The sequence below is a fragment of the Neobacillus niacini genome (assembly GCF_031456445.1).
GTDB classification, from domain to species: Bacteria; Bacillota; Bacilli; order Bacillales; family Cytobacillaceae; genus Neobacillus; species Neobacillus niacini_I.
The window spans coordinates 29,236-50,128 of the sequence record NZ_JAVDUQ010000041.1 but is presented as its reverse complement, the minus strand read 5'-3'; the positions used below and the strand labels follow the sequence as shown (position 1 = coordinate 50,128).

At 39.7% G+C, this 20,893-nt stretch carries 20 protein-coding genes; 1 reads left to right on the top strand and 19 read right to left on the bottom strand.

All coding sequences use genetic code 11. From position 1 onward, the window contains the following. The first annotated feature begins 285 nt into the window (after positions 1-285). Positions 286-561 carry a hypothetical protein gene (locus J2Y67_RS24130; RefSeq protein ID WP_310178081.1) on the top strand — a complete coding sequence of 92 codons (276 nt, stop codon included), beginning with the start codon at positions 286-288 and terminating at the stop codon, positions 559-561. Between the two features lie 78 nt (positions 562-639). On the opposite strand, the gene ppdK is transcribed toward J2Y67_RS24130, so the two are convergent. The 19 genes from ppdK to J2Y67_RS24035 all read right to left on the bottom strand — a co-directional run bounded on the left by ppdK (position 640) and on the right by J2Y67_RS24035 (position 20,868). Continuing rightward, complete coding sequence (gene ppdK / locus J2Y67_RS24125) at positions 640-3,306, bottom strand: pyruvate, phosphate dikinase (protein ID WP_310178074.1); 2,667 nt, start codon at positions 3,304-3,306, stop codon at positions 640-642. Positions 3,307-3,309: 3 nt separating this feature from the next. Further along, entirely contained in the window at positions 3,310-4,125 is an 816-nt protein-coding gene (locus J2Y67_RS24120; protein ID WP_310178087.1) for a pyruvate, water dikinase regulatory protein, read from the bottom strand. A gap of 17 nt (positions 4,126-4,142) precedes the next feature. After that, a complete protein-coding gene (locus tag J2Y67_RS24115) occupies positions 4,143-4,769 on the bottom strand; it encodes a helix-turn-helix transcriptional regulator (RefSeq protein WP_310178085.1) in 627 nt (208 codons plus the stop codon). A gap of 431 nt (positions 4,770-5,200) precedes the next feature. Further along, a complete protein-coding gene (locus tag J2Y67_RS24110; RefSeq protein WP_310178073.1) occupies positions 5,201-6,679 on the bottom strand; it encodes an amino acid permease in 1,479 nt (492 codons plus the stop codon). Positions 6,680-7,281: 602 nt separating this feature from the next. Beyond that, the gene (locus tag J2Y67_RS24105; protein ID WP_310178072.1) at positions 7,282-7,731 is read right to left on the bottom strand and encodes a GNAT family N-acetyltransferase; all 450 of its coding nucleotides are present in this window, start codon (positions 7,729-7,731) and stop codon (positions 7,282-7,284) included. 140 nt (positions 7,732-7,871) lie between these two features. Continuing rightward, positions 7,872-9,029 carry a pyridoxal-phosphate-dependent aminotransferase family protein gene (locus tag J2Y67_RS24100; protein WP_310178070.1) on the bottom strand — a complete coding sequence of 386 codons (1,158 nt, stop codon included), beginning with the start codon at positions 9,027-9,029 and terminating at the stop codon, positions 7,872-7,874. Positions 9,030-9,053: 24 nt separating this feature from the next. Continuing rightward, a complete protein-coding gene (locus tag J2Y67_RS24095) occupies positions 9,054-9,389 on the bottom strand; it encodes a DUF1904 family protein (RefSeq protein WP_310178068.1) in 336 nt (111 codons plus the stop codon). 292 nt (positions 9,390-9,681) lie between these two features. After that, positions 9,682-10,314 carry an RNA-guided endonuclease InsQ/TnpB family protein gene (locus tag J2Y67_RS24090; RefSeq protein WP_310178065.1) on the bottom strand — a complete coding sequence of 211 codons (633 nt, stop codon included), beginning with the start codon at positions 10,312-10,314 and terminating at the stop codon, positions 9,682-9,684. Next, entirely contained in the window at positions 10,254-10,919 is a 666-nt protein-coding gene (locus J2Y67_RS24085; RefSeq protein ID WP_310178063.1) for an RNA-guided endonuclease TnpB family protein, read from the bottom strand. Before J2Y67_RS24085 ends, J2Y67_RS24090 begins: the two co-directional genes overlap by 61 nt. A gap of 286 nt (positions 10,920-11,205) precedes the next feature. Next, positions 11,206-11,970: an XdhC family protein gene (locus tag J2Y67_RS24080; protein ID WP_310178061.1), complete on the bottom strand. Its 765-nt coding sequence runs from the start codon at positions 11,968-11,970 to the stop codon at positions 11,206-11,208. A gap of 18 nt (positions 11,971-11,988) precedes the next feature. After that, complete coding sequence (locus tag J2Y67_RS24075) at positions 11,989-12,867, bottom strand: FAD binding domain-containing protein (protein WP_310178059.1); 879 nt, start codon at positions 12,865-12,867, stop codon at positions 11,989-11,991. Further along, positions 12,852-13,328, bottom strand: coding sequence for a (2Fe-2S)-binding protein (locus J2Y67_RS24070; protein WP_310178058.1), 477 nt, complete (start codon positions 13,326-13,328; stop codon positions 12,852-12,854). Before J2Y67_RS24070 ends, J2Y67_RS24075 begins: the two co-directional genes overlap by 16 nt. Further along, the gene (locus J2Y67_RS24065; RefSeq protein WP_310178056.1) at positions 13,325-15,484 is read right to left on the bottom strand and encodes a xanthine dehydrogenase family protein molybdopterin-binding subunit; all 2,160 of its coding nucleotides are present in this window, start codon (positions 15,482-15,484) and stop codon (positions 13,325-13,327) included. The genes J2Y67_RS24070 and J2Y67_RS24065 overlap by 4 nt, the downstream gene beginning before the upstream one ends. Before the next feature lie 159 nt (positions 15,485-15,643). Then, positions 15,644-16,228 carry a nucleotidyltransferase family protein gene (locus J2Y67_RS24060; protein ID WP_310178055.1) on the bottom strand — a complete coding sequence of 195 codons (585 nt, stop codon included), beginning with the start codon at positions 16,226-16,228 and terminating at the stop codon, positions 15,644-15,646. A gap of 363 nt (positions 16,229-16,591) precedes the next feature. Then, a complete protein-coding gene (locus tag J2Y67_RS24055; RefSeq protein WP_310178053.1) occupies positions 16,592-16,753 on the bottom strand; it encodes a DUF3934 domain-containing protein in 162 nt (53 codons plus the stop codon). Positions 16,754-16,781: 28 nt separating this feature from the next. After that, positions 16,782-18,236, bottom strand: a complete 1,455-nt coding sequence (locus J2Y67_RS24050; protein ID WP_310178051.1) for a DEAD/DEAH box helicase — start codon at positions 18,234-18,236, stop codon at positions 16,782-16,784. Between the two features lie 323 nt (positions 18,237-18,559). After that, a complete protein-coding gene (locus J2Y67_RS24045; RefSeq protein WP_310178048.1) occupies positions 18,560-18,937 on the bottom strand; it encodes a hotdog domain-containing protein in 378 nt (125 codons plus the stop codon). Positions 18,938-19,072: 135 nt separating this feature from the next. Next, positions 19,073-20,056 carry an MBL fold metallo-hydrolase gene (locus J2Y67_RS24040; RefSeq protein WP_310178046.1) on the bottom strand — a complete coding sequence of 328 codons (984 nt, stop codon included), beginning with the start codon at positions 20,054-20,056 and terminating at the stop codon, positions 19,073-19,075. A gap of 32 nt (positions 20,057-20,088) precedes the next feature. Next, entirely contained in the window at positions 20,089-20,868 is a 780-nt protein-coding gene (locus J2Y67_RS24035) for an AraC family transcriptional regulator (RefSeq protein ID WP_310178045.1), read from the bottom strand. Positions 20,869-20,893: the final 25 nt, after the last annotated feature.

Here is a 20,893-nt window from a genome sequence, read left to right as displayed (position 1 = left end):
GAAACTCCCTTTCTTTTCCCCTTTTATGAAAAAACCTGCTCAGGCGGGCATTGAAACTCCTTTTCTTTTCCCCTTTTATGAAAAAACCTGCTCAACCGGGTAATGAAACTCCCTTTCTTTTCCCCTTTTATGAAAAAACCTGCTCAGGCGGGCATTGAAACTCCTTTTCTTTTCCCCTTTTATGAAAAAATCCGCTCAGGCGGGCATTGAACCACCCTTTCTTTTCCCCTTTTATGAAAAAATCCGCTCAGGCGGGCATTGAAACTCCTTTTCTTTTCCCCTTTTATGAAAAAATCCGCTCAGGCGGGCAATGTAACCCCCTTTCTTTTCCCCTTTTACAGAAAAATCCGCTCAACCGGGCAATGTACCCCCCTTTCTTTTCTCCTTTTACAGAAAAATCCGCTCAGTCGGGCAATGAAACTCCTTTTCTTTTCCCCTTTTATGAAAAAATCCGCTCAGGCGGGCATTGAAACTCCCTTCTTTTCCCCTTTTATGAAAAAATCCGCTCAGGCGGGCATTGAAACTCCCTTTCTTTTCCCCTTTTATGAAAAAACCTGCTAAACCGGAGCAATGAAACACCCCCAACCTTAAAAACAAAAGAACGGCCCCCTAAAATGGAGCCGCCCTAATCCAACAACCTTATGCTGTTGTATAAACCTCTTCTTTATTTTCATGACGAATCGTTGCTTGTGCTGCAGCTAATCGTGCTAGCGGCACACGGTACGGTGAACAGCTCACATAATCCAAGCCAGTTCTGTAGCAAAAATCAATCGAGCTCTTTTCACCGCCATGTTCACCACAAATACCTGTTTTCAAGGAAGGCTTTGTGCCACGGCCAAGCTTCACGCCCATTTCAACCAATTTACCCACGCCGTCCTGGTCAAGCACAGCAAACGGATTCTCCGGAAGCACCTTATGCTCAATATATGCCTGCAAGAACTTACCCTCTGCATCATCACGGCTGTAGCCAAAAGTTGTTTGCGTTAAATCATTCGTTCCAAATGAGAAGAAATCCGCTTCCTCTGCAATCTGATCTGCCGTTAATGCCGCACGTGGAATCTCAATCATCGTACCGATTGTGTAATCAAATTGTTTTCCAGTTTCCTCTTGAACACGGACCCCAGCATCAACCACCAATTGACGCATTTCTTTCAATTCGTTCACATGTCCGACAAGCGGAATCATAATTTCAGGCTTTACTTCCATTCCCTTGTCAGCAAGCTTGGCCGCTGCATAGAAAATCGCTTTTGCCTGCATTTCGTAGATTTCCGGATAAATCATCCCCAAACGGCAGCCGCGGTGGCCGAGCATTGGGTTGAACTCATCCAATTGGCGAACCTTTTTAAGCAATAATTCTTTTCCCTTCAACTCAGCTGATCCCGGATTTAAAATTTGCAGCTTCGTTACTTCCACTAAAAGCTCTTCTTTATCCGGCAAAAATTCATGTAATGGCGGGTCAAGTAAACGAATCGTAACCGGATGCCCTTGCATAGCTTCAAAGATTCCTTCAAAATCGCCCTGTTGCATTGGTAATAACTGATCAAGAGCTTCCATACGCTCAGCGTAGTTCTCTGCCAAAATCATTTTTTGCACAATTGGAATTCGCTTCAGATCCATGAACATATGCTCAGTCCGGCACAATCCGATTCCTCCTGCACCAAAGTCAAACGCTTTTCGAGCATCCTCTGGATTATCCGCATTCGCACGCACACCGATTTTGCGTTCTTGGTCTGCCCATGCCAATAATAATTGGAATTCATCAGATAGTTCAGGATCGATCATTGGAATTTCACCCAGCATGATCTCACCTGTTGAGCCATCAATCGTAATCGTTTCACGATATTTTACTACCGTTTCACCAACTGTAAATTGCTTCGCTTTTAAATCAATTTTCAATGGCTCACAGCCGCAGATACAAGCTTTCCCCATACCCCTTGCCACAACGGCTGCGTGGCTGGTCATGCCGCCGCGGCTTGTTAAAATCGCCTGAGAGGCAACAATACCGTGAATATCATCCGGTGTCGTTTCCGGACGGACAAGAATCACTTTTTTACCTTCATTGCCAAGTTGTTCAGCTTCATCTGCATCAAAAACTACCTGGCCTGTTGCCGCACCTGGTGATGCCGGCAAGCCTTTTGCTAACAATGTACGTTGGTATTTATCATCAATGCGGCGGTGCAACAATTGGTTTAGCTGATCTGGATCCACGCGAAGCAACGCTGTCTTTTTATCAATAATTCCTTCTGACACCATTTCAACCGCAATGCGGATGGCTGCCTGCGCTGTCCGTTTTCCGTTACGAGTTTGCAAGATAAATAGTTTGCCGCGCTCAACGGTAAACTCAATATCCTGCATTTCTTGGTAATGCTGCTCCAAGCGAATACAAGTTTCAGTGAATTGCTGGTAAACTTCCGGCATTTCGTCCTTTAGTGTCGCAATTGGCTGCGGTGTACGAATTCCAGCCACAACATCTTCACCTTGTGCATTGATTAGATATTCTCCGTATAGAACATGTTCACCAGTTGAAGGATTTCTTGTAAACGCAACCCCTGTACCCGAGTCGTTACCCATATTTCCGAACACCATACTTTGAATATTAACAGCAGTTCCTAAATGATCCGGGATTTTGTTTAAGCGGCGGTAGACAATCGCACGCTGATTATTCCAGGAATCGAACACGGCATTAATCGCTAAGAAAAGCTGCTCTTTTGGATCCTGCGGAAACTCTTTTCTCTTATGCTTTTTGACGATTGCTTTATACCCGACAATGACTTCCTGCCAGTCTTCTGCACTCATTTCAGGGTCAGAGGTATAGCCTTTATGCTCACGAACTTCTTCTAAAAATTGTTCGAAATAATACGTATCGATATCTAACACAACATTGCTGAACATTTGAATGAAACGACGGTACGAATCATAAGCAAACCGAGGGTTGTTCGTTAACTTTGCCATACCCAAAACGGTTTCATCATTCATACCAAGGTTTAAAACCGTATCCATCATTCCCGGCATCGAAAATACAGAACCGGAACGTACAGAAACGAGTAATGGATTTTGCGGATCACCCAATTTTTTTCCCATTTTTTCTTCCAAACGGCTAAGCGCTTCTAAGCTCTGAGCCTCTACTAAAGCAGGAATTTTTTTGCCAGATTCATAGTATGCATTACAAGCCTGTGTAGAAATCGTAAATCCATAAGGAACCGGAAGACCAATTCGCGTCATTTCCGCTAAATTTGCGCCTTTTCCTCCCAGCAATTCTTTCATATCGCCATTTCCCTCATGAAACAGGTATACGTATTTTTCCATCGATTAAAAGCTCCTCTCTTTTTTCAAAATATCTAAAATAAGACCGGCTGTTTCCTCTACTGCCTTATTGGAAACATCAATAATCGGGCAGCCTACACGTTTCATAATTTTTTCCGCATGCTCTAGTTCGTCCAATATTCGTTCAAAGCTCGCATAGCTGGCCTTCGAACCAAGTCCTAGTGCTTTTAAGCGTTCTTTCCGGATTTCATTTAATTTATCCGGAGAAATAATTAAGCCAATACAATTACGGCGTGGTATTTCGAATAATTCGTCTGGCGGCGGAACCTCTGGAACCAATGGAACATTCGCTACTTTAAAGCGTTTATGAGCTAAATACATGGAAAGCGGTGTCTTGGATGTTCTTGATACGCCTGTTAACACGATATCTGCCTTGGTAATTCCCCGAGGATCACGTCCATCATCATATTTAACCGCAAACTCGATGGCCTCAATTTTCCGAAAATACTCCTCGTCCAATTTTCTCATCATCCCCGGCTGGTGATGCGGAGTTTTATTAAATCTGGTGGTAAATGCATTTAATAAAGGGTTTAATAAATCGACTGCATAAATCCCCTCTTCCGCAGCCCGTTGATCCAAATAATCCTTTAAGGCAGGAACAACAATGGTATAAGCGATGATGGACTGACCCTCTTTTGCTAATAAAATAACATCCTCTATATCTTCAAAATCCTCCACATAGGAATTGCGGCGGATTTCCACATGACCCCCATTAAATTGTGTTGCCACCGCTTTGACCACAAGCTCAGCTGTTTCACCAACTGAGTCAGATACAACATAGACCACTTCTTTCTGCTCCAAAATTCCTGCCACTCTCCTCAATCAAGTTTTTGTTCCATTATTTCAAGGTATGCCCGTGTAATTGTGGTCTTCGTGATCCGACCTACCAGTAAATATGTATCATCCTCCATTTCCTTCACAACAGGTAAGGAATCAATATGATTATTAATCATCTTTTTTGCTGCTTCGAGTAAGGTTTCCTCCGGGTGAATCGTGACGATGTTCGGCATGCGTGTCATGATGACACTAACTGGCAACTCATTGAGGTTTTGATTTCCGATCGCTGTTCGAAGCAAATCCTTCCGAGAAATGACCCCTGCTAAGTTTCCATCTTCATCCACCGCATAAAGTGTGCCGACATCCTCTAAAAAAAGCTGAACTATGGCGTCGTAAACAGAGGTTGATTTTTCGACAACAATCGGATGGGCTTTAAAATCACTTACCTTTTGATGTAAAAACTTTTCAGCATGCTGCTTTACTTCTAATTCCTGATTATAAAAATAACCAACCCGGGGTCTTGCATCCAAATTGCCGGACATTGTTAGAATGGCTAGGTCTGGCCTTAGTGCTGCCCTTGTTAACGATAGCTTCTCGGCAATTTCTTTTCCGGTAATCGGTCCGCTTTGTTTCACAATTTGCAAGATTTCATCCTGCCGTTTTGTCAGTTTAATAACTTCCGCCCTCCTCTCAAAAAATAGGTACTATTCTGACGGAGTTGTTTAAATGTGTTATACTTATTTACATATAGTATATTACATTTAGTAAAAATGCGAAACATTAATTTATACTTTTTTTCGACAAAATTCAAAACAATTGAAAATTTTTCATTAAAAAAGCTCCCTTAAAGAGGTGAGCTCACTTTTGACAAACCGGGCAATAGAATGATTTTCTTGATGATATGGTTGTTTTTTAATCGGTGTCTGAAAGCGAAAACAAGGTTAATTTTCACGATCATAAGCCTTGCAAAACCAATAAAAATGAACGCAAAAAACCGGATTTTCCTGGAGAGACAAAATCCGCTTGAAAGCCAAAAAAATGTCCTTCCAGCAAAACTCTGGAAGGACATTTTTTCTAACCGGATCCGGTTTTCTTCTATTTAATAATGCTCTTCTTCAAACGAACATTCTTTAAGCGGGATTACCTTTGTTTTATGCGCAATTTTATATCCAAACCATACGACTAAAAAGATTGGTAATCCAATATAAGAGACGGCTGCACCGTACCAATCAATTTTATCTGCCGTAAAGGCTTGATAGTTTTGGCCAAGAATAATAATGATACACATCGCCAGTGCCAGCAGCGGACCTAATGGGAACCATTTCGCTCTATACTTAAGTTGATTTAGGTCTCTTCCCTGTGCAATATAGGCTTTTCTAAAACGGTAGTGGCTAATCGCAATACCGAGCCAAGCAATAAACCCGGTTAAGCCGGAAGCATTTAATAACCAAGTGTACACTTGATCCCCAAAAATCGACGTTAAAAAGGCCAAAGCCCCGATAATAGTCGTTAAAACAAGGGCATTCATTGGAATACCGCGCTTGTTTACATTTTGCAAAAATTTTGGTGCCTGGCCATCCTTTGCCATCGACCAAAGCATCCGTGTTGCGGCATATAATCCAGAAGATCCACAGGATAAAACGGACGTTAAAATAACAGCATTCATGACTGAAGCGGTAAAGGCAATACCTGCTTTCTCAAATACGAGAGTAAACGGACTCACCGCTATGCTATCAACATCTCCGCCTAATAGCTGAGGGCTTGTAAATGGAATGACGAGACCAATAACGGCAATGGCGCCAATATAGAATAATAGAATACGCCAAAATACTTGTCGGATGGCTCTTGGTACGTTTTTACTAGGATTTTCACTTTCCCCCGCGGCAATCCCGACTAGTTCCGTTCCTTGGAACGAAAAACCGGCGATGAAGAAGATACTTAATATTGACATAAAGCCGCCATGTACGGGGGCATCTCCGATCGTAAAGTTTTTAAACCCAAGAGACTCGCCGCCAAAAATACCGAAAATAGTCAGTAAGCCGACGCCAATAAAAACGATAATCGTAATTACTTTAATTAATGCAAACCAATATTCTGACTCACCGTAACTTTTAACGGATAAGGCATTTAATAAAAACATAAGTCCTAAAAACAGTACGCTCCACACGATGCTTGGAACATCCGGAAGCCAAAATTTCATTATAATAGCGGATGCGGCGATTTCAACTGCAACGGTTACTGCCCAGTTAAACCAATAATTCCACCCAAGTGCAAAGCCCAATGCTGGATCCACAAATCGGCCGGCATACGTCGCAAAGGATCCGGAAACCGGCATGTGGGTAGCCATTTCCCCAAGGCTTGTCATTAAAAAATATACCATAATTCCAATTAATCCATACGCCAGCAGTGCACCACCCGGTCCCGCAGTATGTATAGAGGCACCTGTCGCCAAAAAGAGACCAGTCCCGATGGATCCGCCAATCGCAATCATCGTCATGTGACGTGCTTTTAGATTACGTTTAATGGTGATTTCTTCACTATTATGAAATTCCTCTTTTACCTCTTTAATAATTGCCATCCACTTCCCGCCTTTACTATCGGAATATAAGTTTAATATTTTATACCTTTTACCCTATTATTTTTCCTTCATGATCCCTTCCTTTCTATATTTTTAAATTGATTGGGTTATAAAAAAACCGGACAAGACATCAATCTTCAATAAAGGGGTTCGACTTACGAATATTCCTTACGAAGTGTCCAATGTCTGTCTGGTTTTAAATAAAATGATGTAAAGGGACCACTCTTTTTCACCGTATGTAATCGCTTACTTAATTAACGACAGTAAAACGAAATTCCCACCGTCCTCATCCATTATTATATGGACTGAAAAATATCGTGTCAAGATAACTTTGTAAATTTTCAAAAAAATAAATATATTAAAAATACTATTTGACTATAAATTATATAAAAAAAAGATAGATAAATAAAAGGGCATTACATATTAGTCATATTTATCTTTAGGTTAGGTAAGTGTAACATTTGATTTTTAAAGGACCACAACATTTTATATATGTCTAAAATGTTGCGGTCCGATTTGTTTTCTATACGCACACGATAGCGAGTATTCGGGAGAAAATCGTATTAAACTGAGGGAGTTTAAGTGTTATCTTTCACAAAATATTAAATAAAATTTAATTCTAAAAATTCATCAGTTTCTATAAAACCAAACTTCTTATACACTGGTCTACCCATTTTTGATGCTCCAAGCCAAATTTTCGAAATACCTGAATTCTTAACTTCATCAACTAATTTAGTTAACAGCTTTGTTGCGATTCCTTGCCCACGATAATTTTTATTCGTATACATATTTGCGAAATATGCTTTTTTTCCAGTCTTATTGGTATAACTAGGTGGAAATTCATAAAAAATTACTGCACCACAAGCTATTATTTCTTCATTATCTTCCACTAGCCATTGTATTAAAGTACCATCGCTTAGTTTATTTTTAAAGAAAACAGATAGGTCCGTATCAATATCTATATTCGGTTCTATCCCCTCATCAACTAATTGGTTTTTTCTTAACTCAACTAATTTTTCAATATCATCGATATTTGCTTTACGATATATCAACTTCTAACAACTCCTTTATAAAATCTCAACTGACCAGTCAATAGTTTATTTAATCTCTTATTTTACCATTGTATCTTAAAAAAAATCCTTCGTTTAAATTCAAACGAAGGTCGAGATGGAATAAATTCAATTAAATCTTATTACTTTCTTCGTGCAGATAAGAAAACGTTTTGTGCCGCTCTCACTCCCGCACCAGGTTCAAATGGATAGGAAAAATCCTGTAATCCTGCTTCGATAAGGGAAACAGCCTCAAGAATATCGCTCGGGAAGCAATAGCCCATATGCCCAAACCTGAATATTTTACCTTGCAGATGGCCAAGCCCGCCGGCAAAATCAAGATGATATTTCTTCTTTAAATGTCCTAAGAAGGTGGAAAGTTCCAATCCTTCTGGTGTTTGGATAGCCGTGATCGTTGGCGAGGCAAACTCATCACTTGTCAATAATCCAATTGAAAGGGCCTTCATGGCTTCACGTACCATATTTTTCATTACTTCATGTCGTTCGATGGTTTTTGAAAATCCGCCCTCCTCTTCAATTAAGTCACATACTGCTGAAAGTCCCATAATCAATGAAATCGCAGGTGTGTTAGGTGTCATCCCTTTTGAAGCCCACTCACGATAGCTCATTAAATTTAAATAATACGAGGGTGTCCGATTTGTCTCGATCACTTTCCAGGCCCTTTCACTTACGCTTAAAAGAGCTAGACCCGGTGGAAGCATAATCGCTTTTTGTGATCCTGTCACGAAAATATCGATGCCCCATTGGTCCATTTCGGCAGGGGCACCGCCAAGACAGCTCACTCCATCGACAATAAAAAGAGCATCAGTATAAGTGCGCACCACCTCGCCCAATTTATCGATAGGGTTTAAGATCCCGGTAGAAGTTTCATTATAAGTCGCAAAAACGGCTTTAATGTTGGATAAAGGCTTCAAAAATTCAATCAGGTCTACTTCCGTACAAGCCTCGCCCCAATTCTTTACAAGCTTATGTACATGAAAGCCGTATTTCTCACAAATTGAAACGAAGTAATCACCAAAGGCGCCAACCGTGATGACGACTACTTCTTCTCCTGGAGAAACGGTATTTACCGCTGCCGCTTCTAACGCAGCTGTCCCCCCTGATGGCAGAAGCAAGATATCTTGCTTTGTCCCGAAAATAGGTTTCACACGGTGAGTTGTTTCTTGATATAAATTGACGAATTCCTCCGTACGATGGCTAATCATATCCTGGGCCATGGCCAGTTCTACTTTTTTAGGAATTGGAGTTGGTCCAGGATGTCTTAAAATATTCGGATACATACATTTCCCCCCGTTTTATAAAGATTATACTTCAGCAAAACTCTTCCCATTGAAATAATAATCAGACTCTTTAAAAGTACTAAAAGCAACTTCCACTTCCGGGATCCCGAGTGACTGAACCTGTTTCGTTACAATATTCGCGAATGCGTCCCGAATTTCCTGCCCCCGTTCAAACCATTTCACTTCAATAAATGGATATCCCGGCACCTCATTTCCATCAAAAACAAAGGTAGATTGGACAATCTCCAGCGTAAAATTGTCCGTTCCGCAGGCACAAAGATCTGCTAATTCCTGTACAAGTGGTTTACTAATGGTTTTAACTTGCTCAACTGTTATTCCTCGAATAAATAAATGTGGCACTTCAAATCCCCTCCCGTTTTTTGTAATCTCCTCCGATTATAATCGTTCCATTGCTTGTTTCCAATTATCTCGTCTTCGACTTCCATCACTTTAAAAAATGAATGAATACAAATTTTTGAACCTCTCATGACTGAAGTCACGAGATTCCTGCTTCATTGGGAACTGCACCACACTATATAGCGTCTTACACTCCCTCCATTGCCCAAAAGCTCGACAAACAGCATCTTGAGATGCTGACAGGCACAACCCGTAGTTCCTACGGTGGGGAAAAAATACATATGTTAATTAAAAATTAGGCTACTTCTGAACTAGCATATAGTTCGTTTAAAATACGAATACCTTCTTCTTTAATATTTTTTGCAGCATTCACATCTCTGTCATGTTTCGTTCCGCAATTTGGACAAATCCATTCTCTATCAGAAAGAGATAACATCGTGTTCTTCTCATGACAACCATTACATTGCTTAGAAGAAGCAAAGAAACGGTCCACAGGAATGACTTTTTTATTTGCCCAATCAGCTTTGTAGGAAACAAACGTTTTAAACATAGACCAACTAACATCTGCAATACTTCTCGACAACTTTTTATTTTTAATCATACCTTTTACATTTAAATCTTCTAAAACAATGACTTGGTTTTCGTTCACTAGTTTACGAGATTCTTTATGTAAAAAGTCTTTACGCATATTGGCAATATGCAGATGTAATTTGCTGATTTTCTTTTGTAATTTCTTATTATTGGATGACCCAATCTTTTTGTTTTTTAACTGACGTTGTAGCTTCGCTAATTTCTTGAGTTTTGTTTTTAAAAACTTTGGATTATCTACTTTTTTACCATTGGAATCGATATAAAAATGTAATAATCCTAAGTCCAAAGCAATAATTTGGTCATCAGGAATTTTAGAAAAATCACTTGTTTCATACAAACGATAATTTCTACTATTTTTAATGAAACGTAGTATTGACCACTACTATGATATTTAATGGTTGCGGTCTTAATTTTGGCTATTAAACCATTTTGAAACATCTGACGATGTTTCTTGGAAAGATGAACTTTCACTTTCCCTAACTTTGGTAATTGAACCATTTGTTTTTGAATATCTAATTTAATATTTCCATTGGTTTCTTTGGTTGTATAACCTTGTTCAGATTTATGTTTGGATTTGAATTTTGGGAATCCATTTTGACCTTTAAAAAAACGTTGAAAGGCATCTTCCACAGATTCCATTGCTGTTTCTAAAGCGAATTTATCAGCTTTTTTCAACCAATTAAACAGTGGATGTTCTTTTAAGCCATTAAAAGACTTTTTAAAATCACCCACACTTAATGTTTCATTAGTTAGTCGATACACTTCTTTTCGTTCGCCTAAGTAGAAATTGAAGGCAAAACGAGAACATCCAGCTGTTTGATGAATTTGTTCCTTTTGTTTTTTGTTTGGTTCTAATCGGAGTTTGAGCCCATAATGGCGTAAAATTTTACCTTCTTTAGCTAATTCTTCATTCTTTTCTTTGGTTGTTTTTCTTTTTGCCATTTGACTCACCTCTATTTGTTAGGAATATTTTACCAAAAACCAGAACGCTTGTCCTGTAAAACGCTTTTTATTTTCACAAAAAATATGCCCTAACTCACGACTGAAGTCACGAGTGTGCGGGCATAAATCATCAAAAAACAATAAAAGATAAATTAAAATTAATTTTCAAAAAATAATCGATATGTTTTTTATGAAAAAAGTAACAACTATCGGAGAGGGAGGGAAAAACAACGGCTAACCTTTCTATATTTTTCCAATAAGAAAACCAGAGGAACCGTCCCCCTGGTCACTTTTCCCTGCTGACTTTGATGATTTCTCCGATAATTCCGATAGCAATTTCTTGTGATGTTTCTGAGCCAATTTTCAATCCGATTGGAGAATGGACCTGTTCCAATTGTTCTGGCGTGACCCCTTCACTTTTTAGTTTTTCAAATACATGGATGGCCCTACGTTTACTGGCGATCATTCCAATATAGGCACACGGAAATTGTAGTGCAGTTTTTAAGGAAATATCATCACAATCTTTTGTAAAAATCGCCACATAGGACTTTTCATTTAGATTGGCTGCGAGCAAAGCCTTTTCAATATCTTCATTCACATAAAGGTTAGCCGCATGAGGAAAGCGTTCCCTTGTACAATAACCCACACGATCATCGACAATGCAATAGGGATATTCAAGGAAATCAGCAAGCTTTGCCACCGCGTAGCCTAAATGACCGGCTCCAACCAGAACGAGTTCTGGCCTGCTGGTATACACTTCAATAAAAATCCGTAACGTCCCGCCACAATCCATGTCGATCCCGTCTTTTGCGTATTTATTCAATTTATATTCAACGATTTTCGATTGGCCATTTTGGATCGCCTTTACACTTTCTTTGATCACATAGTGTTCAGCCAAGCCCCCTCCGACAGTCCCTTCAATCGTACCATCACGGTAAACAATCATTTTTCCTATATGCCTGGGAGTGGAACCCTTTGATTCAATAATCATGGCTAAAGCAAAGGTTTCATTTTGACGTGTCAACAAGGCTACTTTTTCCATCAGCTGCATGAAGATCTCCCCCCCTTTTTAAGAAAGTGAATTCGTATGATCGTGCTTCAGGCTAAGAAAATAACGTAAAAGATTTAACGCTACGGTTTTTCTGTAAGCCGCAGTGGAGCGTTGATCGTCGATTGGCCGAATAATCTTTTCGAATGCTGCCACTATCGTTGCGATGTCTGCATCTGCCAATGGGATCGTTTTTCCAACCACCATCTTCTCAATATCAAGGGAACGAACCATCGTTGGTCCGACCGCCCCGAAGACCAAGCAAATGTCATCGATTCGATTTTTGTTTATCCTAATGAAACCCGCAAACGATACTTTGGCAATGGCATCTGCATTCCGGTTGCCGACTTTCTCAAAAACAACCTGAGCATCTTCTTCTAAAACGGATGGAAGAATAATCTCCGCTACGATTTCATTGTGAAAGCGTTGAATCCGTCGTGGACCTTGAATAAAATCAGCAATCGTAACGATGCGATTCCCATTTACGGAGCGCAACAGAAGCTTTGCATTGTATACATATAATAAAGGAAGCGTGTCACCGGCTGGAGAGGCGTTGCAAATATTACCACCTAATGTTCCTCGGTTTCGAATGGCCGGGGCAGCAATGGTTTGAATGGCTTTCTTTAAGACAAAAGGAATTAAAGGATGTTCAAGTAATTCACTATAGGTACAGCAGGCCCCGATGTGGAGATCCTTGTGATTTTGATGTACCTGCTTTAATTCGGAAAGATGATCAATAAAAACAATCGGTTTCGGGATTTTCGGAGGGACTCCCCTACCACTTTTATGAAGAACCATGACATCGGTGCCGCCGGCGATGATGGCACAGTCTTCTCGATTCAATTGGCTCAAGGTTTGGTCTAAACAATCGAAACGGTACGCGGCTATTTTTTCTGCCATAAGCCGTCCCCTTTTTTAGCTGCTAGGTTAATCGCATCTACAATCATATTGTAGCCTGTACATCGGCACAGATTTCCGGAAATTCCTTCACGAATTTCAGCCTCTGAAGGATGAGCATTTTTTGATAACAAAGCTGCACTTGCCATAATCATCCCCGGAATGCAATAGCCGCATTGCACTCCCCCGGCAATAGAATAGCTTTCATCTAAAATCTTAAATTGCTCCGTTTCAATTATACCTTCGATCGTTTGAATATCGGCGCCAGCAATCGAGCCAATGGGAATAAGGCAGCTGTTTTGCAGGAGGTTATTCACAAAAACACTGCAGGCTCCGCACTCCCCTTCACCACAGCCTTCCTTTGTTCCGATTAACCCAAACTCATCTCTTAATAAATCTAGTAATCTTACTGTAGCAGGGGCGTCAGTCTCTACCGTTCTTCCATTTAGTGTAAATTTAATCAACCCTCTTCCCCCTCTTTCTTCCAAAGACTTTCAATAATAACTTCCGGTGTAATCGGAATTTGCTGAAATGAAGTGTTTAGAGCATCCTCAATCGCCGCTTGGACTGCTGGAGCGCCGCCGATTAACGTCAATTCACCTGCGCCCTTCGCCCCGTAAGGACCATCAGCATAAGGGTTATCGAAGACCTTACTTTCAATTGTAACAACGTCCAATGAAGTCGGTGGACCATAATCCGATATGCTTTTTTGTTGGATTCTGCCTTGTTTTGACGTCATCTTTTCTAGATAACCGTACGCTAACCCTTGAGCCAAACCGCCGTCAATTTGGCCTTTCATAATCCGTTCATCGATGACCTTCCCCACTTCATAATTGCCGTACACTTTTTCTAACTTTACATTTCCTGTTAACGTATCAACTTCTACTTCAACGATATTGCCCCCCCATGAATAAGCCGGGTAGGCATCGCCAGTGAAGTTTTTCTCGTCCCAAGGAATCATTTCACGGTGAACATAATTCTCGACTACTTCCTGTTCGACCCCTATTTGCCACAGTGCCTTCAGTTTTTTTGCGGCCCGTTCAAGCAATTTTCCTACAATCATCGTCGTCCTAGAGGCAACGGTCGGACCGGAGTCGGGCACCTCTTTTGTATCGGGAATCGGGTACAAAACTCTATCAAACGAGAGGTCAAGTTCTTTAGCGACAATTTTACTAAGAGTTGTATATATTCCTTGTCCCATATCAGAATTGGAGATTTTTAGCATTACCTTGTCGTCGTTTGATTTAACGAGTTTCACCGTTGCTTTAATATGATCTCTTTCGCCACTGCCCGTAAAGCCACAGCCGTGGAGGAACAACGAGGTTCCGATACCTTTTTTATAGCGCTGGCTTTGTTGATTTAAACGCTGAAACTCCTCTTTTTTCTTTTTGTAGTCGGATTTGTTTACCAAATCCTCAATCATTTCTTCCATTAATATTGGGTCACGGAATTTTCCTTTGGTAATGGTGGGGTCACCTTGTTTGACGAGGTATTTTCGTTTATATTCAAGTGGATCGATGTTTGCCAGTTTACTAAGATGTCCCATATGACTTTCGATTCCGGCAAAGCTTTGTGGCGCACCAAATCCTCTGAAGGCGCCATTCGGAACGGTATTCGTTTTTAAGACAAAGCCTTTTGCATGAAAATGCGGAATTTTATATACTCCGGCACTGTTTAATAATGCACGCTGAAGCACGACAGAGCTCAATCCCTCATTCGCTCCGCCATCGAGAAAGAGGTCGACACACATGCTCAAAATATTTCCATCTTGATCTAGGGCCGTTCGATATTTGATCTTGGCTGGATGCCTTTTTGTCGTTACCAGCATATCCTCTGAACGGTCGAACACGAGCATCACCGATTTTTTGACCGCTTTTGCAGCAACGGCAACGTGACAAGCCATCATCGAAGGAAACTCTTCTTTGCCGCCAAAACCTCCACCGGTAGGGCTTTGAACCACTCTGACTTCATCTTCACCACAGGCTAAAGCACTAAGCAATGCATTTTTTATATAATAAAGACATTGCATCGATCCCTGGACGACAATTTCATCCTCCTTATAAATGGCGAGCATTCCTTGTGGTTCTAGGTAGACATGCTCCTGATAACCCGTATCATATTCTTCTTCGATTATTTGAAAGGCTCCTTGCTCGATTGTGGAAATGGTCTCCAGGCTTTCCCCAAATTCATAGCTAGCCAAACTTGCGGCTGCTGATTTTTGTTTAATTGCTTCCTCTAAAGTATAAATCGCCTGATGTTCTTCAAATTTGATCTTCACTTCAGTTAACAAACTGTACAGAATATCCAGGTCTTTTCCAACGAGCATGAGTATCGGCTCTCCAATATAATGGACCCACTCATTGGCAAAAATGGGCTGATCTTCTTTGATAATTTTTACATAATTCGGACCGGGGATATGCTCTGCTCCAACCGCTTCATAGCCGTCCGGAAGGTTTGGTAAATGAATGGATATGATTTTTCCGTAAGCAATGGGCGACCGAAACAAAACACCGTAAACTATATTTTCCACTTTCACGTCACTTATATAGGGCAACTGGCCCGATACTTTACCTTTATGGTCCTTTTTGGGCACTGAGGTGCTTATGTCTTTGAGACTCATTGCAACAACACCCTTCGACTCGTTTTTTAAAAGGGGACATATGATGAATAGAAAACCTCTTCCTACGATTTTATAAATGAAAATAATATTTTATGATTAATTTTATTCAAGAATTTCGTAGTTTTTCATTGTATTTTTATTTAGGGGAACTAGAGAAATTTAAGCTTGATAATAATTAATGGCTTTTTGGAAATCCTCCAGCGTATCAACATCCATTAGTACTCCCGGATCATCTACATTCATGTATTTCTTTTCGAAACCGCCCAGGACCTCACGCAAATTACTTTCTGGATTAGTTTCGAGAATTTTCTGTTTCACTTCGCTTGATAATTTGATGGGGTGGCCACCTTTATAGTTAAAGCTGGGAATAACTACGTTCCCTTTGTTTTCTGCTATTAGCTGAACAGTCTCTTTTTTAACAAGCGGACAATCTCCGGGGGTTATAAAGAAGGTTGGGGCATTTACTTCGTTGCAGCCCTTTTGAATGGAACGAAACATTCCCTGGTCAAAGTCTTCATTATAAACAAAATTGATCTGAAAAGAATAGGCATTCTTACAGCTGATTTTTGCGATTTCCTCTTGGATGATTTCCGACTGAAACCCGGCTACGACGATGACCCTGCTGCATATTCCTTCAAATTTAGAGATTGTTTGCTCCAAGACGGTCATTTGCCCCAGTGGCAACGTCAACTTAAATGCATTCGCTCGGCTGGAGTATCCAGCAGCTAGGATGATGGCTTCCATATTTGTCACCTTCTACCGATCAGTAATTTTAACCCTCTATCAGTCTTGTGAGTTTATTCCAGCATTGTTGTTTACATTCCCTATTATATGGAATGCCAAAGTTTGGCATGACTCTGGAAAATGAATGTTGTATTTAAGGGGCTTTTTAAAAGAGCAATTTCACATAAAAAAACCATCCATTTTTAAAAAAAACTTAGAAAAATAAATTGTGACAATTATCAAATTACCCCCCCTCAATAAAGAAAGCAAAATCTCCCCGCTGGCTGAAAAAGAAAAAAGCGAACTCCTTAAATGGAGCTCGCACACTTTGGTCATTAAATAATTATATTTATTCAGCATTCTCTATATTTCGGATAAGTGACTTTAACTATTGCTTGTGGGGTCATTTTCAACATCCGTATTTTTTGTACCTTTACTTATATAAGGTTTTGCACTCTTTTTTTTGTTTGCACTAGCTTGCCAACGATTCCAACCTTTTTTGTCTGTTCCTCTCCCTGTTCCACCTTTTCCTTTTGCTTTCCTCATAAATTCACCCTATTATTCCTCCTTTTAATCATTTCATAATCCTTTCTTTTTTCTGAGAGGACGTGGAAGTTTTTTTCCGTTTACCATTTCCCCTTTTTCCCCCAAAGTCCCTATTCCCTTTATAGTTTCTCCTTGGTTTCTCTTGTTCCTTTGGTTTATTGGCATATCGCGGTGCCTCGGAGGTTAGCTGAACGGGAACATCCCTCTGTTCCTTCGACAACAATTTCAAAGCAATTGAAACTAATGCTATTGAATCGTATTGATCGAGCAATTCGCTTGCAGCTTGCTTAAACTGTTTGTAATCCTCCTCTTCAACCAATTGAATCATCTTTTCTACTGCCGCTTTCTGAATAGACTCCATTGCCTCTGCTACTGTCGGTATTGATTTACGCTCGATATGCCCTTTCGATGCTTTTTCAATACTGTGAATCTGCCCCTTTTCCCTCGGTGTCACAAATGTAATAGCTAACCCTGTCTTACCTGCTCGCCCCGTTCTGCCGATTCGGTGAACATAACTTTCCGGGTCTTGAGGAATGTCAAAATTGTAGACGTGGGTAACCCCTGAAACATCAATTCCCCTCGCAGCCACATCGGTCGCAACTAAAATATCAATGTTTCCCTCACGGAATTTATTCATCACAACATCCCGCTGTCGTTGATTTAAATCTCCATGCAAGCCATCAGCAAGATATCCTCTTTTATTCAATGCATCACTTAATTCATCCACGCGTCTTTTTGTTCTTCCAAAAATCACCGCTAATTCTGGGTTATCCACGTCAAGCAGACGGCAAAGCACTTCAAATTTATCTCGTTCATTAACCTCATAATAAATTTGCTTTACAGTTGGCGAGGTAACTTCCTTCGCTTTCATCTTTACTAACTCTGGGTCGTTCATAAACCTTTCCGCAAGATTTTGTATCGGTTTGGGCATGGTTGCAGAGAACAGCAAAGTTTGTTTTTCTTTTGGGGTCTCTTTGAGGATTCGTTCGATATCCTCCAGAAAGCCCATATCTAACATTTCATCCGCTTCATCCAAAACCACCATCGAGATGCGGTCTAACTTCAGCGTTTTACGTTGAATGTGATCCAAAAGTCTTCCAGGTGTTCCCGTAATAATGTGAGGTCCCTTTTTTAATGCCTTGATTTGACGATCTATAGACTGCCCTCCATAAATAGGGAGAGAAGTTATGCCCATGTATTTCGATAGCCGATTGATTTCTTCTGAAACTTGAATAGCTAATTCTCTTGTCGGTGCAATTGCAATCGCCTGAACATATTTTTTGTTTGTATCCACTTTCTCCAAAATCGGAATCGCAAAGGCAGCCGTCTTTCCTGTACCTGTTTGTGCTTGACCAATAATATCCTTACCGGTCAAAGCTACGGGAATGGCTTTCTCTTGAATAGGAGATGCCTCTTCAAATCCCATATCCGTAATTGCTCTTTGAATAGGTTCACTAATGCCCATTTCATGAAATGTTGTCATACCCAAAACCCCTTCTTTGTGTTTACTATTTTTATATTGGACTAAACTCCTTAATTGAATGCACATATGAATTGATATTATACTTCAATATCTCGTTCATAGTTGAAATTTATAGTTTTCTTCATCTGTGGCTCCAATAATGAATATAGCTGTAAGCACACTTATTGATAGGCTCTGATATTGTTGTTTTTTCACCAAAACAAAAAGACCATAGTTGGTCTTTTTGTATGTCTTATTCAACTAACTCCCATTAGAAAAAGGAAGTATTTTAAGAAGCCTGTTCTTTAAGGATAGTACCACTTTAGTTAAAGAGAGTATAGGATTTAAAGTATTACACCTGAAAAATCCCCTTTTAATACTTCTTTTTCATTCTGATTTTTGCATAAAAAGGATGCAATAATAGCTGTTCTATTATTTTCTTGCCTTTCGTATTTTTCAATTATAACTTCACAAATGATTGTATCTCCCGTAAACACAGGTCTTAAAAATTCAAAATTCATTGTACGTGCCAGTACGTTATAATCCCCACCTACTTTTGTTGGTAAAGTTGACGTTAATAACCCTTGAACGACAAGTCTCCCCTGTTCATCAGGGGTTATATGATGAATCCCTTCGTCACCTGAAATCTCTGTAAATAATTCAACATCCCTAACTGTAAACATCCGTTCAAACGTAATGATATCTCCTACTTTTAATGGCATATAAATTTCCCCCTCAATGTTTTATACTGTTTGGGCAATAGAAATCGGAATATTAAAAAAATATAAAATAATATTCAACTATCCCGCTTTGTAAGTAAAAAAGAGACTGATCGTCAGTGAAGTATGGGTCTGGAGTTATGTGAGAAAATCTTGAGGTTTCCAATCTCTTGGTTTTATGTTCTTACTCATCCATTTCTTTTGTGGTGCTTGGTGTAGGGTGACTGCGATTAAATGATTATTGTGCCAGCTTGCTGCACCGGAACGAATCATTTCATCGAGAAGGATTTGAATAAATTCTTCTGGCTGATGCTTGAAAGAGTAGCGTGCAAAATCTTGGAACCAACCACATTTTAGTAGGTAGTTATCGATTTCTTCTTTTGCCAATCCATTTTTTATGATTAATGTGAATGAAAAAATCCTCTTGATCGCATGCCATGAAATTTTTTCTGGCATCGTGAGCCACTTTTCATACCGGTTCCTTGCTGCATCAATGGCAGCGAGAGGATTCTCGATTTGAGGTCCGTGTCCTGAATATGCCTGCCCGATCCGGAGCATGGACAACCGATCTAAACTTTCAATAGAACGTTGGATGGATGCAACACCCTCTCGAAAAATATTTAACCATCCGATATCATTTTTGTGAAAAAGATCTCCGCTAATTAATATCTCTTCTTCTGGTTCATATAAAGAAATATGCCCCAACGTATGTCCCGGTGTGTGCAAGACTTTCAAAGTTTTACTTCCTGTATTAATCTCATCGTTATCTTTGAGCTTTTTATCGACTCGATAAGGTTCTACAGGCTGATCTAACCAATCTGCACAACAGGCTTCAGGGTCACATCCATTAATTAAATCAGCATCCCATTTGTGTGCAGCAATTTTAACACCATAATTTTTTTGAAGATGAAAATTGCCTCCTACATGGTCACTATGATAATGCGTGTTCACAATAAGGTGTAACTCTTCTGGTGATACGCCTGCTTCTTTCATTAATTGTTCTGTTTCTTTCGTATCACTCCCAAAACCAGTGTCAATAAGGATTGGGAGCTGATCCTTAATCAAGATCATGTTTGCGCTTGGGAATTTTCTTTCAAAGAAAATAATATTGGATGTTTTCATAAGCTTTTCCTCCTAAAAATCAAAACTCCTCCTCAATTTATATGTGACAAATATTCAAATGCGGTTGTTCCGTATACGCTTTTAAAGTGTTTATTTAAATGAGATAAATCAACAAAACCACAATCCGCTACTACTGAATAAATGTCTCCATTTTTTTCTATTAACTGCTTTGCACGTTCTATTTTGCAGTTAAGAAAATATTGGTATGGTGAAATTCCGGTATGAGACTTAAATAATCTGATAAACTGAAATTTCGATAAATTAAGTTCGTTACATATCTCGTCAAGTTTAAGTACATTTCCTAAGTTGGCATGTAGCATCTCTTTTGCTTTTCTAATTAGAACATTATCTTTCTTCTTATCGATAGAAAGATTAGTTTGAATAAGGCTATCTGTGAGGGATAAGAGTAATTCACTGCACATTGCCTCATCTTTTTCACATAATATTGCTTTAGCAAGACTTAATATTCTTTGTTCAAGTCTATGATCATACACAATAGGGGTCGGAAAAAGCACTATATCCTTTTTCTCCATAACCTCTAAAAGCAATTGCGGCTCAATATATAGCATAACATAATCAAGTCCTGCCTTATGATCATGTGCCATTCCGTCATGTGCCTGTTCGGGATTAAAAAGCATTACACCATTTTGATAGGATAATTGTAAGCTGCCATCCAGGTTATATTGTTGAATACCACGCAAGGTTACCCCAATTGCATACTCCTGGTGGGAATGCTTTTTATAGGTAAAATCAGTCATACTTGCTGACAAGGCAGTAACACCTGCTGATTTTTTATAGATAAATTTATCCATTAAATTCACCTCTTATTTAACTTCC